At 68.2% G+C, this 23,706-nt stretch carries 31 protein-coding genes and 1 riboswitch; of the genes, 17 read left to right on the top strand and 14 right to left on the bottom strand.

The window, feature by feature from the left end:
• Window positions 1-4 precede the first annotated feature (4 nt).
• Window positions 5-160: a hypothetical protein gene (locus HT102_RS11630; RefSeq protein WP_192039582.1), complete on the top strand. Its 156-nt coding sequence runs from the start codon at window positions 5-7 to the stop codon at window positions 158-160.
• A 182-nt stretch (window positions 161-342) separates the two neighbouring features.
• On the opposite strand, the gene pucL is transcribed toward HT102_RS11630, so the two are convergent.
• The 3 genes from pucL to HT102_RS11615 all read right to left on the bottom strand — a co-directional run bounded on the left by pucL (window position 343) and on the right by HT102_RS11615 (window position 2,173).
• Window positions 343-1,251, bottom strand: coding sequence for a factor-independent urate hydroxylase (gene pucL, locus HT102_RS11625; protein ID WP_192039581.1), 909 nt, complete (start codon window positions 1,249-1,251; stop codon window positions 343-345).
• 23 nt (window positions 1,252-1,274) lie between these two features.
• Entirely contained in the window at window positions 1,275-1,778 is a 504-nt protein-coding gene (gene uraD / locus HT102_RS11620) for a 2-oxo-4-hydroxy-4-carboxy-5-ureidoimidazoline decarboxylase (protein WP_333473404.1), read from the bottom strand.
• 71 nt (window positions 1,779-1,849) lie between these two features.
• On the bottom strand, window positions 1,850-2,173 hold the full coding sequence (locus HT102_RS11615; RefSeq protein ID WP_192039580.1) for a 2-oxo-4-hydroxy-4-carboxy-5-ureidoimidazoline decarboxylase: 324 nt from the start codon (window positions 2,171-2,173) through the stop codon (window positions 1,850-1,852).
• Between HT102_RS11615 and HT102_RS11610 the strand changes: the two genes are divergently transcribed.
• Window positions 2,172-2,744 carry a nucleotidyltransferase family protein gene (locus HT102_RS11610; protein ID WP_192039579.1) on the top strand — a complete coding sequence of 191 codons (573 nt, stop codon included), beginning with the start codon at window positions 2,172-2,174 and terminating at the stop codon, window positions 2,742-2,744. The genes HT102_RS11615 and HT102_RS11610 overlap by 2 nt on opposite strands.
• A 122-nt stretch (window positions 2,745-2,866) precedes the next feature.
• Here HT102_RS11610 and HT102_RS11605 read toward each other — a convergent pair whose 3' ends face one another.
• From HT102_RS11605 to HT102_RS11595, 3 genes are read right to left on the bottom strand one after another with little or no spacing between them, the layout of a single operon-like run.
• Entirely contained in the window at window positions 2,867-3,766 is a 900-nt protein-coding gene (locus tag HT102_RS11605; protein ID WP_192039578.1) for an SDR family oxidoreductase, read from the bottom strand.
• Window positions 3,763-4,713, bottom strand: coding sequence for a hypothetical protein (locus tag HT102_RS11600; RefSeq protein WP_192039577.1), 951 nt, complete (start codon window positions 4,711-4,713; stop codon window positions 3,763-3,765). The genes HT102_RS11605 and HT102_RS11600 overlap by 4 nt, the downstream gene beginning before the upstream one ends.
• A gap of 26 nt (window positions 4,714-4,739) precedes the next feature.
• Window positions 4,740-5,573, bottom strand: a complete 834-nt coding sequence (locus HT102_RS11595; RefSeq protein WP_192039576.1) for an SDR family oxidoreductase — start codon at window positions 5,571-5,573, stop codon at window positions 4,740-4,742.
• A gap of 110 nt (window positions 5,574-5,683) precedes the next feature.
• Here HT102_RS11595 and HT102_RS11590 point away from each other — a divergent pair, with 110 nt between their 5' ends.
• Window positions 5,684-6,607 carry an alpha/beta hydrolase gene (locus HT102_RS11590; protein WP_225443556.1) on the top strand — a complete coding sequence of 308 codons (924 nt, stop codon included), beginning with the start codon at window positions 5,684-5,686 and terminating at the stop codon, window positions 6,605-6,607.
• A 156-nt stretch (window positions 6,608-6,763) separates the two neighbouring features.
• On the opposite strand, the gene HT102_RS11585 is transcribed toward HT102_RS11590, so the two are convergent.
• Entirely contained in the window at window positions 6,764-7,237 is a 474-nt protein-coding gene (locus HT102_RS11585) for an SRPBCC domain-containing protein (protein ID WP_192039575.1), read from the bottom strand.
• Window positions 7,238-7,318: 81 nt separating this feature from the next.
• Window positions 7,319-7,521: riboswitch (cobalamin riboswitch) on the top strand.
• 29 nt (window positions 7,522-7,550) lie between these two features.
• On the opposite strand from HT102_RS11585, the gene HT102_RS11580 reads away from it, so the two are divergent.
• The 6 genes from HT102_RS11580 to HT102_RS11555 all read left to right on the top strand — a co-directional run bounded on the left by HT102_RS11580 (window position 7,551) and on the right by HT102_RS11555 (window position 12,794).
• Window positions 7,551-8,600 (top strand): ABC transporter substrate-binding protein, encoded by a 1,050-nt coding sequence (locus HT102_RS11580; RefSeq protein WP_225443555.1) that lies wholly within the window; start codon window positions 7,551-7,553, stop codon window positions 8,598-8,600.
• Window positions 8,600-9,652 (top strand): FecCD family ABC transporter permease, encoded by a 1,053-nt coding sequence (locus HT102_RS11575; protein WP_192039574.1) that lies wholly within the window; start codon window positions 8,600-8,602, stop codon window positions 9,650-9,652. Before HT102_RS11580 ends, HT102_RS11575 begins: the two co-directional genes overlap by 1 nt.
• Entirely contained in the window at window positions 9,649-10,722 is a 1,074-nt protein-coding gene (locus tag HT102_RS11570; protein WP_333473403.1) for a FecCD family ABC transporter permease, read from the top strand. The genes HT102_RS11575 and HT102_RS11570 overlap by 4 nt, the downstream gene beginning before the upstream one ends.
• Window positions 10,722-11,507: an ABC transporter ATP-binding protein gene (locus HT102_RS11565; protein WP_192039573.1), complete on the top strand. Its 786-nt coding sequence runs from the start codon at window positions 10,722-10,724 to the stop codon at window positions 11,505-11,507. The genes HT102_RS11570 and HT102_RS11565 overlap by 1 nt, the downstream gene beginning before the upstream one ends.
• Entirely contained in the window at window positions 11,504-12,175 is a 672-nt protein-coding gene (locus tag HT102_RS11560; protein ID WP_192039572.1) for a (2Fe-2S) ferredoxin domain-containing protein, read from the top strand. The genes HT102_RS11565 and HT102_RS11560 overlap by 4 nt, the downstream gene beginning before the upstream one ends.
• Window positions 12,176-12,446: 271 nt before the next feature.
• Window positions 12,447-12,794: a hypothetical protein gene (locus HT102_RS11555; protein ID WP_192039571.1), complete on the top strand. Its 348-nt coding sequence runs from the start codon at window positions 12,447-12,449 to the stop codon at window positions 12,792-12,794.
• 71 nt (window positions 12,795-12,865) lie between these two features.
• Here the strand turns inward: HT102_RS11555 and HT102_RS11550 are convergent, their stop codons facing one another.
• Entirely contained in the window at window positions 12,866-13,717 is an 852-nt protein-coding gene (locus tag HT102_RS11550; protein WP_225443554.1) for an ion transporter, read from the bottom strand.
• 86 nt (window positions 13,718-13,803) lie between these two features.
• On the opposite strand from HT102_RS11550, the gene HT102_RS11545 reads away from it, so the two are divergent.
• The 3 genes from HT102_RS11545 to HT102_RS11535 all read left to right on the top strand — a co-directional run bounded on the left by HT102_RS11545 (window position 13,804) and on the right by HT102_RS11535 (window position 17,591).
• Complete coding sequence (locus tag HT102_RS11545) at window positions 13,804-15,237, top strand: M20/M25/M40 family metallo-hydrolase (RefSeq protein ID WP_192039570.1); 1,434 nt, start codon at window positions 13,804-13,806, stop codon at window positions 15,235-15,237.
• A 135-nt stretch (window positions 15,238-15,372) separates the two neighbouring features.
• Window positions 15,373-16,704: an NCS2 family permease gene (locus tag HT102_RS11540; protein ID WP_192039569.1), complete on the top strand. Its 1,332-nt coding sequence runs from the start codon at window positions 15,373-15,375 to the stop codon at window positions 16,702-16,704.
• Between the two features lie 92 nt (window positions 16,705-16,796).
• Window positions 16,797-17,591 (top strand): PIG-L family deacetylase, encoded by a 795-nt coding sequence (locus HT102_RS11535; protein WP_333473402.1) that lies wholly within the window; start codon window positions 16,797-16,799, stop codon window positions 17,589-17,591.
• A gap of 19 nt (window positions 17,592-17,610) precedes the next feature.
• Here HT102_RS11535 and HT102_RS11530 read toward each other — a convergent pair whose 3' ends face one another.
• A complete protein-coding gene (locus HT102_RS11530) occupies window positions 17,611-17,796 on the bottom strand; it encodes a DUF1918 domain-containing protein (protein WP_192039567.1) in 186 nt (61 codons plus the stop codon).
• Between the two features lie 153 nt (window positions 17,797-17,949).
• Between HT102_RS11530 and HT102_RS11525 the strand changes: the two genes are divergently transcribed.
• Window positions 17,950-18,531: a lytic transglycosylase domain-containing protein gene (locus HT102_RS11525; protein WP_192039566.1), complete on the top strand. Its 582-nt coding sequence runs from the start codon at window positions 17,950-17,952 to the stop codon at window positions 18,529-18,531.
• Here the strand turns inward: HT102_RS11525 and HT102_RS11520 are convergent.
• Window positions 18,528-19,280: a MerR family transcriptional regulator gene (locus HT102_RS11520; protein WP_192039565.1), complete on the bottom strand. Its 753-nt coding sequence runs from the start codon at window positions 19,278-19,280 to the stop codon at window positions 18,528-18,530. The genes HT102_RS11525 and HT102_RS11520 overlap by 4 nt on opposite strands.
• Before the next feature lie 317 nt (window positions 19,281-19,597).
• Here HT102_RS11520 and HT102_RS11515 point away from each other — a divergent pair, with 317 nt between their 5' ends.
• Both HT102_RS11515 and HT102_RS11510 read left to right on the top strand, forming a co-directional pair.
• Window positions 19,598-20,146, top strand: a complete 549-nt coding sequence (locus tag HT102_RS11515) for a type 1 glutamine amidotransferase domain-containing protein (protein WP_192039564.1) — start codon at window positions 19,598-19,600, stop codon at window positions 20,144-20,146.
• Window positions 20,147-20,304: 158 nt separating this feature from the next.
• A complete protein-coding gene (locus HT102_RS11510) occupies window positions 20,305-20,460 on the top strand; it encodes a hypothetical protein (protein WP_192039563.1) in 156 nt (51 codons plus the stop codon).
• Window positions 20,461-20,590: 130 nt separating this feature from the next.
• Here HT102_RS11510 and HT102_RS11505 read toward each other — a convergent pair whose 3' ends face one another.
• The 4 genes from HT102_RS11505 to HT102_RS11490 form a co-directional block, all read right to left on the bottom strand.
• Window positions 20,591-20,800, bottom strand: a complete 210-nt coding sequence (locus tag HT102_RS11505; protein ID WP_192039613.1) for a hypothetical protein — start codon at window positions 20,798-20,800, stop codon at window positions 20,591-20,593.
• An 18-nt stretch (window positions 20,801-20,818) separates the two neighbouring features.
• Window positions 20,819-20,974 carry a hypothetical protein gene (locus HT102_RS11500; RefSeq protein ID WP_192039562.1) on the bottom strand — a complete coding sequence of 52 codons (156 nt, stop codon included), beginning with the start codon at window positions 20,972-20,974 and terminating at the stop codon, window positions 20,819-20,821.
• A 76-nt stretch (window positions 20,975-21,050) separates the two neighbouring features.
• Complete coding sequence (locus tag HT102_RS11495) at window positions 21,051-21,776, bottom strand: sigma-70 family RNA polymerase sigma factor (protein ID WP_192039561.1); 726 nt, start codon at window positions 21,774-21,776, stop codon at window positions 21,051-21,053.
• A gap of 2 nt (window positions 21,777-21,778) precedes the next feature.
• The gene (locus HT102_RS11490) at window positions 21,779-22,174 is read right to left on the bottom strand and encodes an ATP-binding protein (protein ID WP_192039560.1); all 396 of its coding nucleotides are present in this window, start codon (window positions 22,172-22,174) and stop codon (window positions 21,779-21,781) included.
• Window positions 22,175-22,498: 324 nt separating this feature from the next.
• Here HT102_RS11490 and HT102_RS11485 point away from each other — a divergent pair, with 324 nt between their 5' ends.
• Window positions 22,499-22,879, top strand: a complete 381-nt coding sequence (locus HT102_RS11485) for an STAS domain-containing protein (RefSeq protein WP_192039559.1) — start codon at window positions 22,499-22,501, stop codon at window positions 22,877-22,879.
• Entirely contained in the window at window positions 22,876-23,595 is a 720-nt protein-coding gene (locus HT102_RS11480; RefSeq protein ID WP_192039558.1) for a GAF and ANTAR domain-containing protein, read from the top strand. Before HT102_RS11485 ends, HT102_RS11480 begins: the two co-directional genes overlap by 4 nt.
• Window positions 23,596-23,706 lie beyond the last annotated feature (111 nt).

Raw genomic sequence — 23,706 nt, 5'->3', positions numbered from 1 at the left:
CGATATGGAGGGCGAGGGCGGAGCCGGCGAGCAGGATGAACAGGCCGAAGCCTCCGGTGACGATGACGAACAGCAGTTCCTCGTTGCCGAGGAACTCGCCGATGCCTGGTATGGCGATGGTGTCGCGTGTCATGACCTGCCCCCGTTCAACTGTCGTTGAGACCTCAACGTTATGTCTGTTGTACGGGAAAGTGACCGTGCAGCGTTATGCGCCACGCCACCAAGGTGACAGAAGTAACTGCGGTGTCACTGGTTGTTTACACAACATCTCTGCCAGCAAAAACAGGGTGCAACCACGCGAATCTGCCCCAAAAAGCGCAACCATCGCGCCCGGCAGCGCGCCTACCCCAGCCATCCCAGCTGCTGCACCCAGGCGTCGTCCGCGGGAGGAGCATCGTCTCGCGCCACGGTCGCCTGGATCAGCCCATAGGGCCTGTCATCCGCGTGGAAGACCTCGTTGTTGTTCTCGATCCCGAACCGCGCCAGGTCATAGACGAAGTGATGCTTGTTCGGCGCGGACATGCGCACCTCCACCACCTCTGGGCGCGCTTCGAGGATGCCCTGGCCAATCGCGTAAAGCGTCTGCTGCAGCGCCTTCGAGTGCTGCGTCGCGAAGGTCGCCACCACGATCTGCCGGATCTCCGCGAACGCCTCGTCCCACGCCACCTCAACGCCCGCGAACCGCCACTGCGCCACCAACGACGTCGCCATCACGCGATCATCCGTCGGCTCCAGGACCGTGAACCCGTCCTCGAGGAAGCCCTGGAACTCCGAGCCCGTCGACTTGAGCAGCACCAGGTCCTTGATGCCGCCGACCACATGCTCCCGGCGCTCCCCGCCCGAGCCCGACACCGTCACCGCAGCGGTGCGGACCTCGGGCCCCGTGCGCGTCCACGCGTGATCATGGCCGCCCTCCCCCACCGGCACCCGCTCCCATCCGAGCTCCTCGATCTCGATGCGCGCCCCATGCACGGGGTCGACGTCATCGACGAAATGCCGCGCGAGGGCCAGCCCGTACTCCTCGATGCTGCCCTCGCAATGCGTCCGCGCATAGGCATACACCGTCTGCTTCTGCGTATCGGTGGGCAGCACCGGCGACTGGTCACCCTCAGTGTGCGCGATGCCGAAATCGCCGCGCAACGCCGTGGAGACCGTCATGTCGCGGATCCCATGGCGCGGCGAGTCCCGATAGATGCGCACCACGCGGTTCTCCGCCTTGCCGTACTGGTTCGGCCCCAACACGATTCCCATGCCGCATCCTTCCTGCGAGACTGCTAGCTCTCCGCTTCGACCATTGCCGCGAGCCGGAACTCCGTGATCCGGCACAGCTCCGTGCGCGCGACGCGCCATTCCACGTCGGGATCATTGCCCAGCCGCTGCTCGAGGATCGCGAGCAGCTCCTCGGCGCCGCGGCCATGGGCGAACACCAGGTACACGTGCCCGAACCGCTCCTCGTAAGCGCGGTTCGCCTCGACCAGACGCGCCCGCGCCGCATCATCGGCGGCCGCGACCCGGGATTGCTCCGTCGCCGATCGCCCCTCCCCCACAGGCTCCCCGATGCGCGGATGCCCGGCGAGCCCCGCGCGGATATCCGCATCATCGGTGGCGGCCAGCTCCGCCGCAGCCTGCTCGCACAGCTCATCGACTGTGGCAAACGGCCGCAGCGCTGCCACGCGCCGCGCCCAGTGCGGCGCCTCGCACGCCTGGGCGAGGAAGCGCACGGCATCGTCCTGGTCCGCGTCATTGAACGCGGCCAGCGACATCGCGCTGACCGTCACCGCAGTGACTCCAGCCGCGCCTGATAGGAATCTGTCACCCGATCAGCCTCCGCCACAAGATCATCAAACCCTCAGTTCAGGATCTTCGCCACCTCGACCAGAGCGAACGCGCGCTCGCTCGCGGGCTGGTTGTCCAAGCGTGACGCCCCCGCGCGCAGCACCGCATCAAAATGCTCGATCTCGCGGGCACGAATGATCAGCGGAAAGCCGGAACGCATCCGGTACACCGTCGCCAGCTTCTGCGCGTCCGGGGCCTTCACCAGCAGAACCCGAACGCTCCCGGCGCAACGACGCGACAATGGACAGGTCACCTGCCTGAACAGGCAGTATTGCCCCAAGGTTTCACGGGAAACCAGGCCACGCTGCCGTGGAGCACCAGGAAAGGACACCGCCATGCCGTCCCGCTACCTCGGCATCATCCTCGCCGCCGGGGCCGGGAACCGCTACGGCCAGCCCAAGATCCTCGCCCACGGCGGCGCCTGGCTCCGCACCGCCACCGCAACGCTGCAGCAAGGCGGCTGCGCGCGCGTCTACATCGCCACCGGCGCCGCGCGGCCACCCCTGCCACCCGGGACCACCGAGATCCACGTCCCCGGATGGAACACCGGCCTCGGTACCACAGTGCACGCCGCGATCACCGCATTGGACGCCCTCACCTGCAATAACGACGACCGCGACGGCCTCGTTCTCCACACAATCGACACACCCGACGTCGGCGCCGACGTGCTCGCCCGGCTCATCGACCACCACCCTGGCTCCTGGGGCATCACCCGCGCCCTCTACCAGGGGCGGCCCGGGCACCCCGTCATCATTGGCCGGGATCATTGGCAGCCACTGCTCGCGAGCCTGGCGGCGGATGCCTCAGGCGATGCGGGCGCGCGCCACTACCTGCGCGGCCAGCAGGTGATCGGTATCGAATGCGGCGACCTCGCCACCGGTGCCGATATCGACCATCCCGACAGCTAGCGGGACTGGGAGGAACCCGCCCCGGATCTGCGAGCGAAAGTCACCAGATGTCCGGTTTCGGGGCGTGATTTGTTGACTGTCGCTCGCAGATCTCCACTGTCGGCTGCAAGGGCGCCGACCCCCTACATCACGCGCTTGACGATGCCGTCGACGACCCGATCGAACGGCTTCGGGGCGCGGGCGAGACCCACACCGAGGCGCATCGCGTAGTCGCTGACGGGAGTGGGCAGGGCACCATCAAAAACGACAGCGCCGACGGCATCCGCACCGACGAGGTAGCGCGCCCGGGGATGCTTGCTGGTCAGGGCCTTGCGGACGGCCCGGGCCACGGGAGTGGGCGCCGGATAGCCCGTGGACTGCTCCTCGACGCGATCAGCGAGCGCGTAGGCATCGCGATAGGCGGATGATTCGCGGTCGGGCAACTGGGCCATCGCCGTGCTCCAGACGCCGGTGCCATAGCTGCCGGGCTCGATCAGCACGACCTTGATGCCGAATGTCGCGACCTCGCGGCGGGCGGCGTCAGAGATGGCCTCGAGGGCGTACTTGCTGGCGGAGTACCAGCCGAGGAAGGGCGGCGCGACGCGTCCGGACATCGAGGAGATGTTGATGATGCGTCCGTCGCCGCGCTCGCGCATGGCGGGCAGGACCAGGCGCATGAGGCGGGCCGGGGCGAGGACATTGATGGCAAGCTGCCGCTCGGCGAGCTCGCCAGAGACGTCCTCGATAGCACCAGGCTGGGCGATTCCCGCGTTGTTGACGAGCGCCCAGGGCCCGCCATCGGTGAGCACCCCGATGCGCTCGAACGCCTCGCGGGCCTGCTCGTCGTCGGTGACGTCGCACTCGATGGTGCGGATTCGCACGTTGGCGCGGTCCGCGGCATCGAGGACGGTATCCGCTGCGGCTTCGGTGCGCACAGTGCCGATGACGTCGAAGCCATGCTCGGCGAGCTCGATCGCGGCGGCGAGGCCGATCCCGCCGTTGGCCCCGGTGATGACGACGCTCTTGGAGGTGTTAGTGGTCATGAGTGTGCCTTTGCTCGGTCGGTTGGGGTGTGGTGCGAAGCGCGGGCGCGACGGAGGTCGGCGATGACGCCAATGATGTCGCCGATGATGAACGCGCCGATGAGGGTGACGATGATCCATGGGCTGGCCTGGGGCACTCCCGCCTGCTCCGCATAGGCCGGGTTGATGAGGCTGCTGCGGGTCGCGGCATGGGCGACGGTGGCAAGCAGCGCCACGTCTGCGAGCACGTGGAGGATGCCCAGCGGGGTGGTCCAGGCGCCGCGCGCGAGGCGCAGCGATTGCAGGACCAGCATGAGCACCGCGAGCCCCAGGATGATCGGCAGCCATGCCCGCCACAGCTCCGGATCCACGAAGGGAGTCTCGCGAGCAAGCTGCTGCCACACCAGGAACACGATCAGCGCGGCCACGGCGAGGACCGAGAACGCCGCATCGGCACGCTGGCTGCTAGCTCCGGCGCGGGGCAATTGCTCGGGCCGCCAGCGCGTATCGCGTGATCGGGATGCGTGCCGATCGAGCAGCACGAAGACGAGGGTGGTCCAGAACAGGAGCTGGATGGCTACCATCGCGGTTCCCCAGGCTGTGCCAGCGAGGACCGCGAGATGATCATCGGGGGTCGCGATGATCAGGGGAAGGCTGATGGCGAGCGCGGCGATGGGCAGCACGATCGCGGCGAGCAGCTTGATGAGCCGGATGTAGTCGAAGTAGAACGCCGGCCCGATGAGGTGCTGGGGAGACCCGGTGTACGCGGCAGCCAGGTGGTGCGGGTCGCCGAGCTCGATGAGGGCCTCACGCTCGGCCTGCAGCGGGTCGCCCGCGTCCTGCCGCGCGACGGCGGCCTCGATCAGGGCCCGGACGTCGGCATTGATGTCCGCGCGCAGCGCCGGGGGCACGTGGCGCGCGACCGCCCAGGCGTAGCGATCGCTGAGGTCGGTGGTGAGCGCGGCCATGCCGTGATCATGGCACAGGCCAAGCATCAGCGCGTGGCAAGAAAGTCGCGGAAATCCGTGGCCGGGTGCCCAGCGATGCGCTCCACCACATCGGTGACGATGTCGAGCTCACCGGTGGCGGCCGCCGCGTAGGACGTGACCCAGCCGTCGATCTCCCACTTCTCGGCGTTGAACCGCTCGCGGGAGTCGTACGCCTCGTCGAGGCTCTCGGGATAGTAGGCGGTGGGCTGGCCCGTGATGGTGGTGATCATCTCGGCTGCCTCGTGGAGGGTGAACGCGCGCGGCCCGGTGACGTCATAGGACTCGCCCTCGTGCCCGTCCTGCATGAGCACCGCCGCTGCCACGTCGGCGACATCGTCACGGGTGACAGCACCGATGCGACCGTCCCCCGCGGGGCCGCGGATCATGCCGTCCTCCCCGGCGAACTGGGGAATGACGTCCTGGTAGAGGTTGTCGCGCAGGATCGTGAAATCCAGCCCGGAGGCGCGGATCGCCTCCTCGGTGTGCCAATGATCCCGCCCGAACGTGAAGGTGCATTCCGGCGCGGCCGAGACGAAGGAGACATAGACGATGCGGCGCACACCCGCCTCCGCGGCGGCCTCGACGACGCGTCGCTGCACCTCGGCACGATCGCGGGTCTCCGGCGCGGAGACGAAGAAGAAGGTATCCACTCCGTCGAGGGCCTGGCGGATGGTGTCGGGGTGGGTGAAGTCACCGAGGGCGATATCCGCGCCCGGCAGCTTCACCCTCTCCGGAACGCGAACGATCAATCGTTGCCGCGCGCCGGCGGCCTCGAGCAGCTGGGCGACCCGGCCACCGATCTGTCCCGTTGCCCCGCTGACGGCGATCACTCCGCTCATGGCCCCGACGTTACCCCGGGATCGGCGCGCGGGCTGGCCAGAAAGCCGAGCCGGGGCGACATTGCCGGGACCTTGCGACGCCAATGATGATCCGGACGTATCGTGAGGGAATGGTACGCATGCCGAAGGTCGATCCAGCAGTGATGCGGCTCGCTATACGCACCGGGGTCCGGCCGGTCCTCTCGGCCAGGATGCCGCTCCGCTTCCAGCGCCCGCTCATCGCCGCGGCCTCCTTGATATCGGCCCGGCCCGGCGGCATCACGCGCCGGGACATCACCCTGGCCGACCGCAGCGCCGAGCAAGCCAGCCACACCACATCCGACTCGCGAACCATGGTGCTCTACCTGCATGGCGGCGGCTATACCCTCGGCTCGCCGAGCACCCACCGGCCGATCGCGGCCTACCTCGCGCGATCTGCCCGCGCAACCGTCACGACGCTGGACTATCGACTCGCCCCCGAGCATCCCTACCCGGCGGCCTTGGAGGACGCGGTAGCGGCATACGGGGCATTGCTCGCTGATGGCGTCCCGCCTGGCCGCATCGTCCTTGCCGGTGACTCCGCGGGCGGAGGCCTCGTCCTGGCGACCGCGCTGCGCCTGCGATCCTCCAGCGCGCCCATGCCCGCCGCGCTCGTCCTCATCTCCCCCTGGGTCGACCTCAGCCTCTCGGACCTCAACGATACCCGCGATCCGATGCTCACCGCCCCGTGGCTGCGAGAATGCGCGCGCCGCTACATCGCCGACGGAACCCTTGCCGACGAGCTCGATCCCCTGCACGCGGACCTCGCGGGACTGCCACCCACCTTGATCCACGTGGGGAGCGACGAGATCCTCCTCAACGACGCCCAGCGCCTAGCCGCGCGAGCGAAGGGCGCGGGCGTCGATGTGACGCTCACCGTCCTCGACGGGCTCTGGCACGTGGTGCACCTGCACAGTGGCTTGCTGCGCGCCGCGACCCAAGCTATCGATGACATCGGGGAGTTCGTGCGCCACCACACCGGCAGCGAGACCGGCCACCCAGCCGGCGCGGAGTAGCAGCGGCTTCAGGCAGCGGCCCTCCACGGCTTCAGGCAGCGGCCCTCCACGGCAGAAGCACCGGAAACCGCCAAACGCGATAGAAATCGACCTGGGATCTCCGGCGCTTCTATCGCGTTTGCTGCACGGGGCCTGCGCGGTGCAGTTTCGAGAGCTCTACGCTCCGCCGAGCTGCCGCTCGTAGAACTCGAGCAGTGCGTTGGGGTCCGAGGCCGGGGCCGCGATCCCGAGCGCTTCGGCAAGGTCGTCGAGGCATAGATGCCAGGCGGTGGCGGTGCGCGCGGCCTCGGCAGGGCTGGCGTCGCTCAAGCGGTGGGCGAGGGTGAGGGTGGCTCCTTCGAGGGTAGGGGCGATGCTCCATTCGAGGGTGTCGTCGCCCCAGGCATGAGCGAGCTCACGGGGCGGCGGCACGGTGTGGACGGTGGTGTCGATCGGCTCGTCCTCGGGGGTCTCCTGGGTCTGGGCGGGACCGGGGCTGGTGAGGTCGCGGTCGGGGTTGACGGGCGACCACTGCATCAAGAGGGGCGCTTCGGTGAGGAAGGTCCAGAGAGTGTCCTCCTGGGCGGCGTAGTCGCGGGCGAGGGTGAGTGTGCTGTCGCGCAAGGTGGCTGTGGCGGTGTGCTCGGGCATGGGAGCAGCTTACGGCGCCCCCCCCGACAGACTTATTGACAATGCTTTCCATTAAGCCGGAGGGTGGGCTCCCCACCGTGAATGCGCTGCTAGGGTCGAGGCGGCGTGGCGGACGGGAAACCGGTGCAAGACCGGTGCGGCCCTCGCCACTGTGATCGGGTAGCACGCGATCGTTCTCCAGCAATCCAGCCGGGGAGCCACTGGGGCATCACGCCCTGGGAAGGCAGATCGTGCTGCGTGACAAGCCCATCAGCCAGGAGACCGGCCACGACCAGCGATATCCGATTCCACGAGGACCTGGAAGGCGGTCACCTTGACCACTCGTAATGACGCCTGCGCGAAAACTCTCGCGCTCCTGGCGCTCCCCCTGCTCATCGCCAGCTGCGCCCCCTCCCTCGGAGCCGCCGGGAACACCGAGGCCACCGGATCAACCACGTACACCCGCTCCAACTGCGGCATCGACGTCACCGTCACCGAGCCACCGCACCGCATCTATGCCGCCTACCAGCCCGCCATCGAGGTGGCGCACGCGCTCGGCGTGAGCGACCGGCTCGTCGGCACCGCCTATCTCGATTCCGAGGTGCTGCCCGAGCATTCCTCGGCGCAGGGAGCCGTGCCCTATGCCGAAGCGCTCCCGAGCCGTGATGAGCTGCTCGCCGCCCAGCCGGACTTCATCCTCTCCGGGTTCAACGGGGTGTTCTCCGAATCCTCCTCCAGCAGCGTCGGGACGCGCGCGAGCCTCGCCCCGCTCGGCATCAGCACTTGGATCCTCAGCCCGCTGTGCCCCAGTGCTGACGGACTGGCCGACGAGGCGATCGACCCGGCCACTGTCACGTTCGACAGCATCTACGCCGACCTGCGTGACCTCGGCGCGCTCTGGGGAACCCCCGAGCAGGCCGATGCCGTCGTCTCCGACATGCAGGACCGCCTCGCCAGCATCGCCGCATCGGTGGAGGACGCTGCCCGGCCCACGGTCGCTGTGGTCTCGCCCCGCGCCGACGGCACCCTCGGCATCGCGAGCGGAACGGACTTCGTCACCCGCATCATCGAGGCTGCCGGTGGCACCAACGTCTTCGCGGACCTGTCCAGCAAGCGCAACATCACGATCGGCGAGGAGGAACTGCTTGCCCGCGATCCCGACGTCATCCTCACCAGCACCTGCTGCGACGCTTCCTACACCGAGCAGGACGCGCTGCCAGACGTGGCACGCCTCCGCGACAACCCAGCCCTCGCAACCCTGACCGCCGTGCGCGAGGACCAGGTGCACCCGTTCCTATTCGCGGACCGGGCAGCGAGCGTACGGGCCGCGAGCGCCACCGAGAAGGTCGCGGCGATCCTGCATCCCGGCCTGCTGGAGGAGTGATGGCGATCCAGGGTGCCGCCATCACGGGGCAGCGCCCGGCAGCACCACGCACCGTCGCGCCACAGCGGCACGCGATGGTCCTCTCTCTCGCCGCAGGCCTGCTCGTGCTGGTGTCGGTCGTCTCGCTGCTCGTCGGCCCGCATCCGCTCTCTCCGCAGCAAGTGGCGGGGGCACTGCTCGACTACCAGGGCACCACGGTCGATCGGATCGTGGCGCACATCCGGCTGCCCCGCCTCGTCACCGGGCTTCTCGCGGGGCTCGCCCTTGGTGGGGCCGGGGCGATCATGCAGGGGCTCACCCGCAATCCGCTGGCTGGTCCGGGCGTGCTGGGCATCAATGCCGGGGCCGCGCTCGGCGCGGTCATCGCGATCGGGGTGCTCGGTATCAGCAGCGTCACTGGCTACATCTGGTTCGCGCTTGCCGGGGCCGCGCTCGTCGCGACGCTCGTATACCTGCTCGGAGCGATGGGACGTGGCGGGGCGACGCCCTTCGCGCTGGTGCTGACCGGTGCCGCGGTGTCCGCGCTCGCCGCGTCCATTACCTCCGCGATCAGCCTGCTCGACCGAAGCGCCTTCCAGGACTTCCGGTTCTGGGTGGTGGGCTCGCTGACCCGGGCAGACCTTGATTCAGCAGTGGCGATACTGCCTTTCATCCTGGCCGGCGCGGTGCTGGCGCTCACGGCAGGACGCACTCTCGATGCGGTGGCGCTCGGGGATGACATGGCGCGCAGCCTCGGCACCCGGCTCGCTCGCGCGCGAATACTGTGCGCGGTCGCGGTGGTGCTGCTTGCAGGGTCCGCCACTGCCATCGCTGGGCCCATCGCGTTCGTCGGGCTGGTCGTCCCGCATCTCGCGCGCGCCCTGGTGGGCACCGGCTACCGGGCGGTGACGGCCTTGTCGATGCTGCTCGCGCCGATCGTCCTGATCGCCGCCGATGCCGGCGGCCGCTTGCTCGTGGCGCCGCAGGAGCTCCAGGTGGGCATCGTGACGGGGCTGCTCGGGGCACCGTTCTTCCTGGTCCTGGTCGGCCGTCGGCGAATGGCGGCGCTGTGAGCACCCCTCCCGCGAGCACCCCTCCCGCGAGCATCCTTCCTGCCCGCGCGACCGTGCTGCGCCGTGGCAGTACGTCGCTGCTCGTGGACCGGCGCGGCACCACCATCGGGGTTCTCGCGCTGCTTCTCGCGCTAGGGCTGGCCGCCTGGTCTCTGGGCCTGGGCGAGCTGCGCTTCACCAGCGAGGACATCGGGCGGATCCTGCTCGGCGGCGGAACGCTCATCGAGCATGACGTGGTGGTCGGCACTCGCCTGCCCCGGGCAATCGTCGCGGTGCTCGTCGGCGCCGCCCTTGGCGCCTCGGGGCAGGTGCTGCAACGCATCGCCGCGAACCCGCTGGCCAGCCCCGACGTGCTGGGCATCAGCACCGGCGCGTCGCTGGGGGCGCTGGTCTCGCTGCTGCTGATCGGCGGCTCCGCCGTGGTCACCATGGTGGGCGCGCTCGCGGGGGCCGCCATCGCGAGCGTGCTGGTGATCGGCATCGCCCACAGGCAAGGCGCGTCGGGCTATCGGATCATTCTTGTCGGCATCGGCGTGGGCGCGCTCGGTTCGTCGCTGATCGCGCTGATCCTCACGCGGGCCGAATCCTATGCGGCGCACTCGGCGGCGATCTGGCTGACCGGCAGCCTCTCCAATCGCGGCTGGACGCATGTGCAGGTGATCGCCGTGGCGTTGCTGGTGGGCGTGCCCGCGCTGGCGGTGCTGTCCCGGCATCTGCCCGTTCTCGAGCTGGGTGATGATCTCGCGCAGATCCTCGCGGGCCGAGCGGCGGCGCTGCGAATCGGGCTGGTGGCGGTCGCGTGCGGGCTCGCCGCGCTCGCCACGGCCGCTGCGGGACCGATCGCGTTCGTGGCCCTGGTGGCCCCGCAGATCTCTCGGCTACTGCTCGGCGGCCGCACGGGTGGCCCCTTCCTCTCTGCAGGAATCGGGGCAGTGCTGGTGATCAGCGCTGATCTCGCGGCGAAGCACCTGTTTCCCGTGGAGCTTCCCGTGGGCATCCTCACCGCATGCCTCGGGGCTCCGGTCCTGCTTGTCCTGCTTGCTCGTGCTGCCCGGAAAGGAAGTGCCTGATGGCTCTGGCAACGACACGGCTCGCGCTCGGCTATGGCGATCGGCGCATCGTCGAGGACGTGACCCTCGCTGTCGAGCCAGGCACGTTCACGGTGATCGTGGGTCCCAATGGGTGTGGCAAGTCCACCCTGCTGCGCGGCATGGCACGGTTGCTGCGGCCCCGCGCCGGATCAGTCCTGCTCGATGGCCGCATGCTCGCCGAGCTGCCTGCCCGCGAGCTTGCTCGCGCGATCGGCATGCTGCCGCAGCAGCCGCTCGCGCCGGAGGGAGTGACGGTGGCGGAGCTCGTGGCCCGTGGTCGGCACCCGCACCAGAGCTGGTTGCGGCAGTGGTCCGTCGCGGACGAGGGTGCGGTGCGCGGGGCGCTCGACGCGGCCGGCCTCTCCGATCTGGCCGAGCATCGGGTGGATGAGCTCTCCGGCGGGCAGCGGCAGCGCGCGTGGATCGCGCTCGCACTCGCGCAGGACGCGCCCGTGATGCTTCTGGACGAGCCCACCACGTTCCTGGATCTCGCGCACCAGCTGGAGGTCCTGGACCTGTTGGCCGGGCTACGGGGCTCACGGGGACGCACGATCGTCGCCGTGCTGCATGATCTGGATCTCGCGTCGCGCTACGCGGATCGACTGGTGGCGATGAGCGCGGGCGCGGTGGTGGCAAGCGGGCCGCCGAGCGAGGTTGTCACCCCGGAGCTGGTACGGGGGGTGTTCGGGGTGGAATGCATCATTGTGGATGATCCCCTCTCCGGGACGCCGATGGTGATCCCCCGGCCCAGGAGGTATTCATGAGCGTCGAGCCGGAGAGCCAGGTGGTGCTGGTCGCGCGGCCCACTCCCTCGGGCGTTGATGAGCGGTCAGTCCGGTCGCTCGCCGAGACGGTGGGGGCGCGCTGGGCGATGCTGGACCAGGGCGAGCCGTCCGTGCATGACGAGCTCGATCTCGCTGCCCGATCGTGCGTGCCGGTCGTGCTGGTGCCGCTGGCGGTTCCGCGGGATCGATACCTGGAGACGTGGCTGGCGCGGGCGGTCGCGAACTGGCGGGAGACCCGGGGCGACCACGAGCTCGAGGTGCGGATCACCGACGGCCTTGATGCCGCGGCAGGACTAGCTGGGGCTGTCCAGGAACTGATCGCCAGTGGTGGCCGAGAGGCGCGGGCGAGCCCGCGGGCGTTCCGGAGCCCGGAGTGGTCGGAGATCCCTGAGCACCGGGTTCACGTGATGGTGTGCCGGGGCCCGCGCTGCACGGCGCACGGGGCGGGCGAGGTGCAGCGGGCGCTGGTGCGCGAGCTGCTCGATGCGCCGGTGCTGATGTCGGCGAGCGGATGCCTGACTCCGTGCAACCTCGGACCGCTGGTGGTGACGTATCCGGATGGCACCTGGCATGCGAGTATCACTCCTGAGAGCGCGCGGGATGTGGCTGGGAGTATTCGAGAAACAATTCGCGACTATATGTTGTGATTTCTTGCCCGCAGTTCACCCGCGCATCGTTCAATGCCATCCCTTGGTTCCCATGTCTCGGCACAGCGTGTCACATAACCGCAGGTTAGGAAGCATATTTGCCAAGGCAGTGTTATTAATAAATTGTTCAACCAGCCCGGGAAAAGAGCACCCAAACTTGCTATCCTGGACGTAACCCACAAGTCCGATAGCGGGGGGGGTGTCACTATAGGAAAACACGGCGAAACGACTCGAGAACCATTTGGGATCCATCCACGAGGCGGTACCACCCATGGCACGACTCTCCACGCGCGCACGCACTAGTCTCGTCGCGGCAGCATCGGCCACCGCGCTGCTCCTCGCGCCAGCCAGCGCCCTCGCCGGGGGCTTCAGCTTCGGCGGCGACGCGGGAGGGGGCGGCGGTCTTTCCTTCTCCTGCTGCAGCTTCTCCCTCGGCGGCGGAGCTAGCGCTGGAGGCAGCGGAACCACCACCGGTGGCGGCGGCAGCGCCGAGGGCTCAGCCACCGCGACGTTCGGCAACTTCTCCTTCGGCGGCGGCGGTAGCGCAGGCGGCTCCGGTGGCTCCACCGGCGGCAGCGGCAACCTTGGCGCCTTCTTCGGCTTCGGGACCACCCCATAGCCCATCCCTGCCCCTACTCCCCGGCCCGGCACTGACCAATGCCGGGCCGGACCCATGCCTGCCCCTGCCACTCACCGCCCCAGCCGCTGCTCCAGCTCCGCCAGGCGCGCGTTCACCGAGCGCAGCAGCTCCAGCATCTCCGTGCGCTCATCGTGGGCCTGCCGGTCTTCCTCCGCCCGCTCGGCGCGCACTTCCTCCTCGTGCACCTCCTGGGTGGCGCTGACGATGATCGCGATGAACAGGTTGAGGACCATGAAGCTCGAGATGAGGATGAACGGCACGAAGAACGCCCACGCGTAGGGGTACTCCTCCATGACGGGCCTAGCGATGCCCATCGACCAGCTCTCCAGCGTCATTACCTGGAAGAGGCTGTAGATGCTGCGGCCAAGGTTGCCGAACCAGTCGGGGAAGCGGTCTCCGAACAGTTCGGTGCCCATCACGCCGAAGATGTAGAACATCATGCCGAGCAGCGCTGCGGTCCAGCCGATGCCAGGCATGGCCTGGATGAGTGATTCGATGATCATCCGCAGCCGCTTGACCGTGGACAGCAACCGCAGCACGCGCAGGATACGCAGCGTGCGCAGGATCGCCAGCGGCCCGGACGTCGGCACCAGCGCGATCGCCACGATCACGAAGTCGAACACGTTCCAGCCGGAGCGGAAGAAACGCGGACCGAACGCCACCAGCTTTGCCGCGATCTCGACCACGAACACCGCGAGGATCGCCTGGTTCAGCGCCGTGAGCACCGGCCCCACCGCCGCCCGCACCGAATCCGAGGTCTCGAGCCCCAGGATTACGGCGTTGACCAGGATCAGCACCGTGATCACGCCCCGAGCCCGGCGCGATTCCACGAAGTCCCCGAGCTGTTGCCGCCATGCGCTGAGCGCCATTCCTGCCTCTTCTCCCCCAGGTGTTGCGTGCATCGCGGATTCTAGCGAGAACCACCCAATCCTGGCGGTCGGCCGCTCCCCCGCCTCGGTGATCGCCGGTCGGCGCTAGCATCGGGGGCATGGTTGCTGGCGGCATGGATTCTGGTGTGCTTCGGGACGAGACGTCGTGGCGGTGGCGCGATGCGCTTCCGAGCTTGATGGACTTCGTGCGGATCCCCGCGCTCTCCCCGGCATTCGATTCCCGGTGGGACGAGACGGGCCACCTGGACGCGGCGATCGAGCATGCTCGCGCCTGGATCGCCTCTCGTGACATCCCCGGCGCGAGCATCGTGGTGGAGCGCCTGCCGGGCCTGTCCCCCGTGCTGGTGGTGGATGTTCCCGCCACATCCGGCTCGACCGCTCTGGGAACGACGTTGCTGTATGGGCACCTGGACAAGCAGCCGGGTCTCGACGGCTGGTCGGAGGGACTGGGGCCGTGGGAGCCGGTGATGCGCGAGGGACGGCTGTTCGGCCGCGGATCGGTCGATGATGGCTATGCCGGCTTCGCCGCGATCACCGCGATCGAGGCGGTGCAGGCCGCTGGCGGCGAGCATCCGCGGTGCGTGCTGCTGCTCGAGACGAGCGAGGAATCCGGCAGCCCTGATCTTCCCGCGTACCTCGACCATCTCGCCGGCATCCTGGGCACGGTCTCCCTGGTGGTGTGCCTGGATTCCGGTGCCGGCGACTACGAGCGCATGTGGCTGACGACGTCGCTGCGGGGACTCGCCTCGGTGACGCTGTCAGTCTCCACCTTGCGCTCGGGCGTGCATTCGGGCATGGCCGGAGGTCCGGTGGCATCGTCGTTCCGCATCGCGCGGGCGCTGCTCGACCGGATCGAGGACCCCGCGACGGGCAAGATCCTGCTGCCCGAGCTGCACGCGAACATCCCCGCCGACCGTATCGCCGAGACCGAGGCGGCTGCCGCTACCCTGCCGGGCGCGTGGCAGGCGATGCTGCCGCTGCAGGAGGGCATGGCCCTCGACAGCGAGGACGAGGTGGAGCTGCACCTGCTCAACACATGGCGGCCGTCGCTGGAAGTAATCGGCGCGGATGGGCTGCCGCTGCCTGCCGATGCGGGGAACGTGTTGCGACCGTCCACGACGCTGCGGCTGAGCTTCCGCCTCCCCCCGACCGTCGATGCGGATACCGCCGTGGACACGATCACCCGGACCTTGACGGCCGACCCGCCGCGCGGGGCACACGTGACCGTCAGCGACACCGAGGCGGCCAACGGCTGGAACGCGCCCACCGCGGCGCCCTGGCTCGCCGACGCCCTCGATGAGGTGAGCGATACCGTCTTCGGCAGCCCGTGGCGCGCCCTCGGCGTAGGCGGCTCCATCCCGTTCATGGGACTGCTGCACGAGGCCCACCCCGGCGCCCAGTTCGTGATCACCGGAGCCCTCGGTCCCGACAGCAACGCGCACGTGCCCGACGAGTCGCTGAACGTCGCGTTCGCCGGGCGCATCACCGAGGGCATCGCCCACATCCTCCACAGGGCCGCTACCAGCATGTAGTGGTGTGACGTCCGGCACGCGTTCGCGAATGTTGCGGGCCTGCAATGCCGACGTCACCAATGAGCCCCACACTCATCGGAGATCCCTGTTGCGATGGATAGCGCAGCAAATCGGGATGGGACCTAGGAGGAGCCAGTGGGCAGATCACGGACCGCGCGGGCCCACCGGGCCACCGACGAGTACTTCGGACTGTCCGCCGAGGGCACCACCGTGCGCGCCGAGTTCGTGGGCGGCACCACGACGTTCCTCGCGATGGCGTACATCCTGTTCGTCAACCCGCAGATCCTCGGCACCACCGGCATGGACGTCAACGCCGTCTTCGTCGCCACCGCGCTCGCCGCGGCGCTCGACTCGCTCGTCATGGGATTGTGGGCACGCTATCCGATCGCGCTCGCCCCCGGCATGGGACTCAACGCCTTCTTCGCGTTCACCGTGGTGCTCGTCATGGGCATCCCGTGGCAGACCGCGCTCGCGGGAACCCTCGTCTCGGGCGTGCTGTTCTTCATCCTCGCGGTCACCGGCATCCGCGGCGTCCTGGTCAATGCGATCCCGCTGCATCTGAAGTTCGCCACGGGCGCGGGCATCGGCCTGTTCATCGCGTTCATCGGCCTCAAGAACGCCGGCATCGTCGTGGCCAGCGAGGCCACCCTGGTGGGGCTCGGCGACATCTCCCGCCCGGGGACGCTGCTCGCGATCTTCGGCGTCCTCGTCACCGCCGCCTTCCTCATCCGCGGCTACAAGGGCGGAGTGTTCTACGGGCTGCTGCTCACCGCTACGGCGGGAGTGGTCACGGGCCTCACCGCAGCGCCCGACGGGGTCGTCAGCTCCGTTCCCAGCATCGGTCCGACCTTTGGGCAGGCCATCGGCTCGCTCGATCAGATCTGGACCACCGAGATGATCATCGTCATCCTGACCATGCTGTTCGTGGACTTCTTCGACACCTCCGGCACCCTCATCGCCGTGGCGAACCAGGCCGGGTTCCTGGAGAACGGCAAGCTGCCCCGTGCCAACAAGGCCCTCATGGCAGACTCGGTGGCCACCATGGGCGGCGCCGTGCTCGGGACCTCCACCACCACGTCCTACATCGAATCCTCATCCGGCGTGAGCGCCGGCGCCCGCACTGGCCTTGCCTCGGTGGTGACGGCGGGCTATTTCCTGCTCGCGATCTTCTTCTCGCCCCTGCTCGCGGTGATCACCCCGGAGGTGACCGCGCCCGCCCTGATCATCGTGGGCGTGCTCATGGCGCAGGCTCTTGGCGACATCGAGTGGGGCAAGCTCGAGTACGCGATCCCCGCGTTCATGACGGTCGTCGCGATGCCGCTCACCTACTCCATCGCCAACGGCATCGCGTTCGGCCTGTTCCTCTACCCGATCGTCATGGTGCTCAAGGGCCGGTGGCGGGACGTGCACCCCATCACCTACCTGCTGTTCCTCGCGGTGACGGGGTACTTCATCTGGCTGATCTAGCAGCTTGGCCGCGCGCACGGCCCGATGGCCGGAACCGGCATGCCGAGGCTCATGACGGGACAGGCACGCAGCAGTCCGGCAGGATGGCGGGGGTGACCACTGTCGTTTTCGTCCATGCTCACCCTGATGATGAGAGCTCGCAGACCTCCGGCTCCATGGCGCGGGCATCGCGGGACGGTCACCGCGTAGTGGTCGTCTACTGCACCAATGGCGAGCACGGGGAGGTCCCCGAGGATCTCGCGCCGGGCGAGTCACTAGTGGACCGCCGCCGCACCGAGGCCGAGGCATCCGCGCTCGCGACCGGTACGAGCCGCATCGCATGGCTCGGCTACTCCGACTCCGGCATGAACGGCTGGGAGCAGAACAAAGACCCCAGCTGCTTCCACCAGGCCGACCTCGAGGAAGCAGCCACCCGGCTCGCCAGGATCCTCGACGAGGAGCACGCCAGCATCGTCACCGGCTACGACTGGCATGGCGGATACGGCCACCCCGACCACATCAAGGTCCATCAGGTGGTCCATCGCGCCGCGAAGCTAGCAGCGCAGGCTCCGCGCTTGCTCGAATCCACCTTCAACCGCGACCGCTTGCGCATGTGGCGCGATGCGCTCGTCGCGGCCGGGGAGACTCCCGATTTCGACCCCGATGCCCCCGCCGACGACGGCAACCCCCTGGGCTCCCCCGAGGCCGACATCCACTGGCAAGTAGATGTCTCGGAGTTCCTCGGCCAGCGCCGGGCCGCGATGCAGGCACACGCCAGCCAGGCCACCGATATCGGAGGCTTCATGGCGATGCCGCCCGAGATCTTTGCCGCGGTCTTCGGCACGGAGTTCTACATCGAGCCCGGCCGCGCGCCCGGCATGCGCGAGGGCTGGTTCCTGGACGACTAGATCGCGCCCGGGGACTCCCCTAGTCGCGGTGCTCGACGAGGCAATCCGTGCCCGGGAACAGCAACGACTCGTGCCCGTCGTCGAACCGCACCCGGTACGGTGGCTCGCCGCTCGGCCCGCGCACCTCAAGGACCTCGCAGTCCTGCTCAGGCCGGCCTACCGTGGCGCTCTTGATGTGGAGGTGGTCGCCAATGACAGCGTGCATGCGTCTCTCCCCGCATTCGACCTGTGATCCGTGACACTTCCCATTCTGGTCGTGATCGGCAGCATGGGCAATGCCAGATCGTGTCCTGTTCGAGCAGTATTCTCAGTAACTTCCTATGGCGCCAGCACGCCGCTGCGGACACACTCGAGGACGATGAGACAAAGCTGGCCCGTGGCACTGTTCGTGGGGGCGCTCGGCGTGGCCGGATGCGTCGCCTACCTCGACAGCGACCGCGAGTTCCCCAACTACACCCCGCGCACCGTCACCAACGGCTTCAACGACGAGTACCGCGAGTGGATCCTGCGCGCCGCCGAGAGCTGCGAGGCCATCACCCCGCAACTGCTCGCCGCGCAGATCGAGGCCGAGTCCAGCTTCCGCAGCGACGCCCTCTCCCCCGCCGGCGCCATGGGCCCCGCCCAGTTCATCCCGTCCACGTGGGAGATCTGGGGAATCGACGCCGACGAGGATGGCCTCGCCGACCCCTACAGCATCCCCGACGCCATCACCGCGCAGGCCGCGTTCATGTGCGACAACCATCGCCGCGCCACCGAGGGAGTCACCGCCGGGCAGCTCGACGGCGACCCCCTCGATCTCGCGCTCGCCGCGTACAACGCTGGGTTCGGTGCCGTGCAGCGCTTCCAGGGCCTCCCCGAGGGCGGCGAGTACACCACCCAGACCCGGCCCTACGTCGAGCGCATCCGCGCCCGCGAGTCCCACTACGTCGGCGAGCTCTAGCCGTTGCCCTCCGCCCCGTGGATAAGCGCATCGCGGACGTGGGTAGCGCCACCATCATCGGGTGCCGCCTCGTAGTTGGCGGCGAACCGTGGGTCGTCGACATACATGCGGGCGAGTCCGATGAGGTGCTCCTTGCCGGGGGCCTTTCCCTGGTAGGCGGCGGTGAGCCAGCGGACGTGGCGGGCCGCGAGCTGCTGCGCCGCATCACTGGCAGGATCGTCTCCGGCAGCGAATGAGTCCTTCCACGCCTGGGCGAGGGCACGGGTCTCTGCCATGAAACCGGCCTTGTCCGTGGCGCTGAGTCCGCGCCACCAGCGGTCGCTGTCGGCGTAGGCCTTCGCGCCCCAGCGTTGCTCCACTTCTTCCTTGTACTGGGTGTGGTCGAATCCGTCGAGCATGTCGTGTGCCATGGGGGTTGTTCCTTCCGTGTGGGTGGTGATGGTGTGCTTGACGGCCTGGATCTGCCGCGCGATGCGTTCCTGCTCGGCCTCGAGCCACCCGAGATGGTCGCGAAGCGCGCTGATGTCGTCGTCCTGCCCGTTGAGCACATCGGCTATGGCGGGCAGGCCGAGCCCGAGCTGGCGGAGCATGAGGATCCGCTGGAGCCGCATCAGCGCGGTGGTGTCGTAGTGGCGCAATCCGCTTGATGCGGTGCGGCTCGGCGGAAGCAGGCCGATCTGGTCGTAGTGGCGCAGCGTGCGGGTGGTGATCCCGCTAAGCCGCGCGACCTGCTGGATGGGCCAGTCCATGTGCGACTCCTTGGCTGTCATCCCAGGCTGGTTTCCCTAGCCTCTTGCTGGGTAGTGCCTGGAAACATCTCGACAGTAGGCGTTGACGCTGCGTCAACCGCAAGGGTTTTCTTGGGCGATCCGGCCGGGGCCTCCACCGCCAGTGGAAACTTTTCCCGGCTGGAGCGGGAAAAGTTTCCACCACGAGGCCGGCCACCACGAGGCCGCCCACGAGGCCGGCCACCACGAGGCCGGCGCCCGCGAGACCGAACCTGCCAGCACGGAGCACCGAGCGTACGGTCGAGATCACGGCATCAGCGGACGAAAGGAGTTCTGACATGGGCAAGTTCGACATTTCCGGCACCCGGGTGGCGTTCCTGTGCACCAACGGCGTCGAGCAGGTGGAACTGACTCGGCCATGGGAGGCGGTCAAGGACGCGGGCGGCACGCCCGTGCTTGTCTCGCCGCAGGAAGGGTCGATCACAGCCATGGAGAATGACTGGGACCATGCCGATTCGTTCGACGTCGACGTGGCGCTCGGGCAAGCGAGCGTGGAGCAGTTCGATGCCCTCGTGCTGCCGGGAGGCACGGTGAACGCGGACACGATGCGCCTGGCCCAGGGAGCAGCCGAGTTCGTGCGCGCGTTCTTCGAGGCGGAGAAGCCGGTCGCGGCGATCTGCCATGCCCCGTGGATCCTCATCGACGCGGGCGTGGCCAAGGGCCGGACCATGACCTCGTACAAGTCGGTGGCGCTCGACCTGCGGAACGCGGGGGCGGTGTGGATCGACGAGGAGGTCGTGGCGGACGGCAACCTGACCACCTCCCGTAGCCCTGGTGACCTGGAGGCGTTCTGCGCCAAGCTCATCGAGCGGATCGCGGTGGCGTAGCTCGCGCGCACATCACGATCTGATGATCGTTGCCTGGTTTGCTGGACGCCAGCAGCGCGGATTGGTCACTGTGAGATACCCATCACTGGCGGGAGGGCCGGGCATCGCGTCCCGTAGCATTCCTGCCGGATACGACCACTCGTGCTTGGAGGCACTGCATGAACCCTTCCATCTTCGATCTTTCCACCGTCGGCGAGGAGCAGCTCGGCGTTGCTCCCTCCGAGATCTACGCAGCGATCTTCGACGGCCTGCTCAGCGCGGCTGCCTTCTTCCAGGACCTGCTGCCCGGGATCATCAACATCCCCGGCATCTGATAGCTGGCGACAACATGCGACGTGGGCCCGGAAGCTTTTGCTTCCGGGCCCACGTCCCGTAGCCAGCCCCGGTATGGATTCGGCTGGGAGGCGTCGATCAACCGGGGCGGGCGGGTTTAGTTGTGGTCTATCAGCTTGGCTCCGGGATATCGCATTGGTCGACCTGCGGATTGACGCCCGCGTAGTTCAGCGGACCTGCGACCACAGTGATGGCAAGCGTGCTGATGCCGGCGCAATCCGGATTGGTGCTACTGAAGTAGCCCCGCTGCCCCGCAGCGATGGCACCGACCACCAGCCAGATCACGACTAGCAGAGTGATGATGCCGCCGAGTCCTCGCATGGTTCTCACTCCCCTCTGCTAATACCAGGTCTTGCGGCCGCCTACGGGCCGCCCGATCATGCCGAGGATGGCGAGAATGACACCGATTACCAGCGCCACGATGCCCAGCGTCCACACGATCTGGATGCCGGTCAGCCATCCCACGACGAGCAGGATGATACCGAGTACGATCATGTTCCTGTCCTCCTGACTGCTTGCCGCTTTGTGGCCAGCTAGAGGGGTAGTACCCCGGGACGCCAGATGGCAAACATCACACTCCTGGCCTGGCTCGCTCCCGGAGGCATTCCAGCGCGCGGGCGAGCAAGCGGGAGACGTGGACCTGGGAAATGCCCAGGCAGTGGGCGATCTCGGACTGGGTGCGCTCCTCGAGGAACCGCATGCGGACGATAGTTTTCTCACGGTCGGGCAGGATCGCCACGAGCTCGGCCAGGTCCATCCGCTGATCAATGGCGAGGTGGTCGGCATCGTGGTCGTGCACGAGGTCGCCAAGTTCGGCATCGTGGTAGATGCTTCCCGCATGCATCGCCTCGGTGATGTCCTCTACGGTCGTGCCGACCGCGGTGGCGAGGTCCTGCGGGCTCGGTGTCCGGCCTAGCGACTGGGCCAGGGCGGGCACCTCCTGAGCGATTCGCGCGCGCAGCTCGTGGATGTGCCGGGGGACCCGCACGAGGTCCCGCTTGTCCCTCAGGTGATGCCGGATTTCTCCCACGATGGTGGGCACGGCGAACGCGATGAAGCCGCTGCCGCGGGAGCTATCGAAACGATCCACGGCCACGATGAGCGCGAGGCTTGCCACCTGCAGCACGTCGTCGGGGTCCTCGCCGCGATACCGGAACCGGCTGGCGATGTTGCGGGCGAGACCCAGGCACCGGGTGACGATCTCCGCGCGCAGTTCCTCAGCGGCCGGATCGCCGTGAGGCAGGGCCGCGCGCTTCTCGAGCAGCTTGTTCACCTGCTCGACCTCGAGAGGGTTCATCGTCAAGCGCTGTCGCGGCAGGCCCGGAAGCCCAGCATGGCGCGCGCCCCCTCGAGCCGGTAGGCGAGGCCAGTACTGACGCTGGCCAGGACGTGCCAGCCGATGGAGTCCTGGTCGGGATGACGGGTGCCATCGTGGTCGACGCTGGCGGTGACATGGACCTCGCCGGGCTCGATCCGGAACTCGCAGAGGATCTCGCTGCCCGGCAGCGCCACCGCGATGAGCTGGGTGCAAGCCTCGTCGACGGCGAGGCGTACTTCCTCCACGCTGGTCAGGTCGAGATCAGCCCGCGCGGCGACGCTCGCGGCCACGAGCCTGCCCAGCGCCAGATAGTCCGGGCGCGCGGGAACGCTCAGCGCGATGGTGTCGGTCAGGCTTGTTCTTCTCGTGATGCTCACACCTGCTCCCCGGTCACGGCAGCTTCGATGCTGCCTCGCTACGGAAGGATACCCAGGGGGTGTGCAGGATATTCCCACGGCTCGGAATCCCGGCAATAAAGACAATTCATACACCCCTCCCGCGAGGCCCTGTGATCCAGGTAATATTGGTATCCGGTTGAGCACACAGCCTTGTTGGGACGCGCGCATTGGCACGTCTCGTGTTCTCGCCTTGGCGAGTGCTCGCTCCCAGTCGTCAGCAATCGATGGGAGGCCAGGATGAGAAGCTCGATGCAGGGAAATCGGATCACCACCACGGGACGCGCGCCAGGACGAGCACCCACCATGATCACTTTTGTGGGTGATGTCGACGCCGTGCGGATCGGCGAGCCCCGCGCGTGGGCATCCCGGCACGCTCCATGGATCTGCCCCCCGCATTGCGTCATCGACCTCACCCAGGCCACCTTCGTCGCTTCGGCGGGCATCGCTGCGGTGATCGCGCTCGCCGCTGATCTCCGGGAGCGCGGTGGCTATTGCGTCGTGGTGGCCGACCGGCCACTGCGCCACATCCTGCGCGTGACCGGGGCGGACAAGCGGGTGACCGTCACCAGCACGCTTCATGATGCCCAGCAGTGCATCGCGCGGTTCGTCGAGGCGGGGCGCATCGGCGCGCTGCTCGATGCCACCGAGCGGGCCCGCTGCCGACGTCCGGAGCCCCGGCCATGACCAGCTTGCCACCGATGGCCGAACTGCTTGCCGACGCCGCCCGCGCGATGGAGAGCGAGCCCGGCCATGATGCCACGCTCGACGCGATCGTCCGCGAGGCGCAGAAGTCCATCCCCGGCACGGATCACGCTGGCCTGTCGCTGCTCGAGCAGGATCGCGTGATCACGGCCGCGCCCACCTCCGAGCTCGTCGAGGTCATCGACTCGTTCCAGTACACCTTCCAGGAGGGCCCGTGCGTGGACGCGGTGCTCGAGGGGGGTGTGTACCGCACTGGGCAGCTCGCGCGGGAGACCCGCTGGCCCCGCTTCGCGGAGGCAGCGAGCAACGCCGGGGTGCATTCGATGCTCGCGTTCCGCCTGCACCTCGACGGGCGGGTGCTGGGCGCGCTCAACCTGTACTCCACGCAGGGCAATGCCTTCGACGAGGAGGCGGTCTACATCGGGCAGCCCTTCGCGGCGCATGCCTCGATCGCGGTGGCGCACTCGCGGGAGCGGGTGCAGTTGCTCGATGCGCTCGATTCCCGCGATGTGATCGGCATGGCCAAGGGCATCATCATGCACTCGCTCGCGGTGACCGACGAGCGTGCTTTCGCGGTGCTCGTCTCGCTGTCCCAGCGCACGCAGGAGAAGCTGCGCACCGTGGCGGAGAAGATCGTCGACGACGCCCGCTCGCGAGCGCTGCGCAAGGAGGGCGACCGAGGAGGGCAGCGCAGGTAAGGGGGACCAGGTGCTCGCTCCCCCACCGGACATGCACGACGTATCAGTCAATCCTCAGGCAAATCCCCGGTTACGGCTGTCCAAATTGCCGTAGCCTGGAGGTGCTTTCCA

The organism is Lolliginicoccus lacisalsi (assembly GCF_014841105.1).
Taxonomy (GTDB): domain Bacteria; phylum Actinomycetota; class Actinomycetes; order Mycobacteriales; family Mycobacteriaceae; genus Lolliginicoccus; species Lolliginicoccus lacisalsi.
The sequence above is the reverse complement of the archived record's forward strand: the minus strand, read 5'-3'. Positions and strand labels throughout refer to the sequence as shown.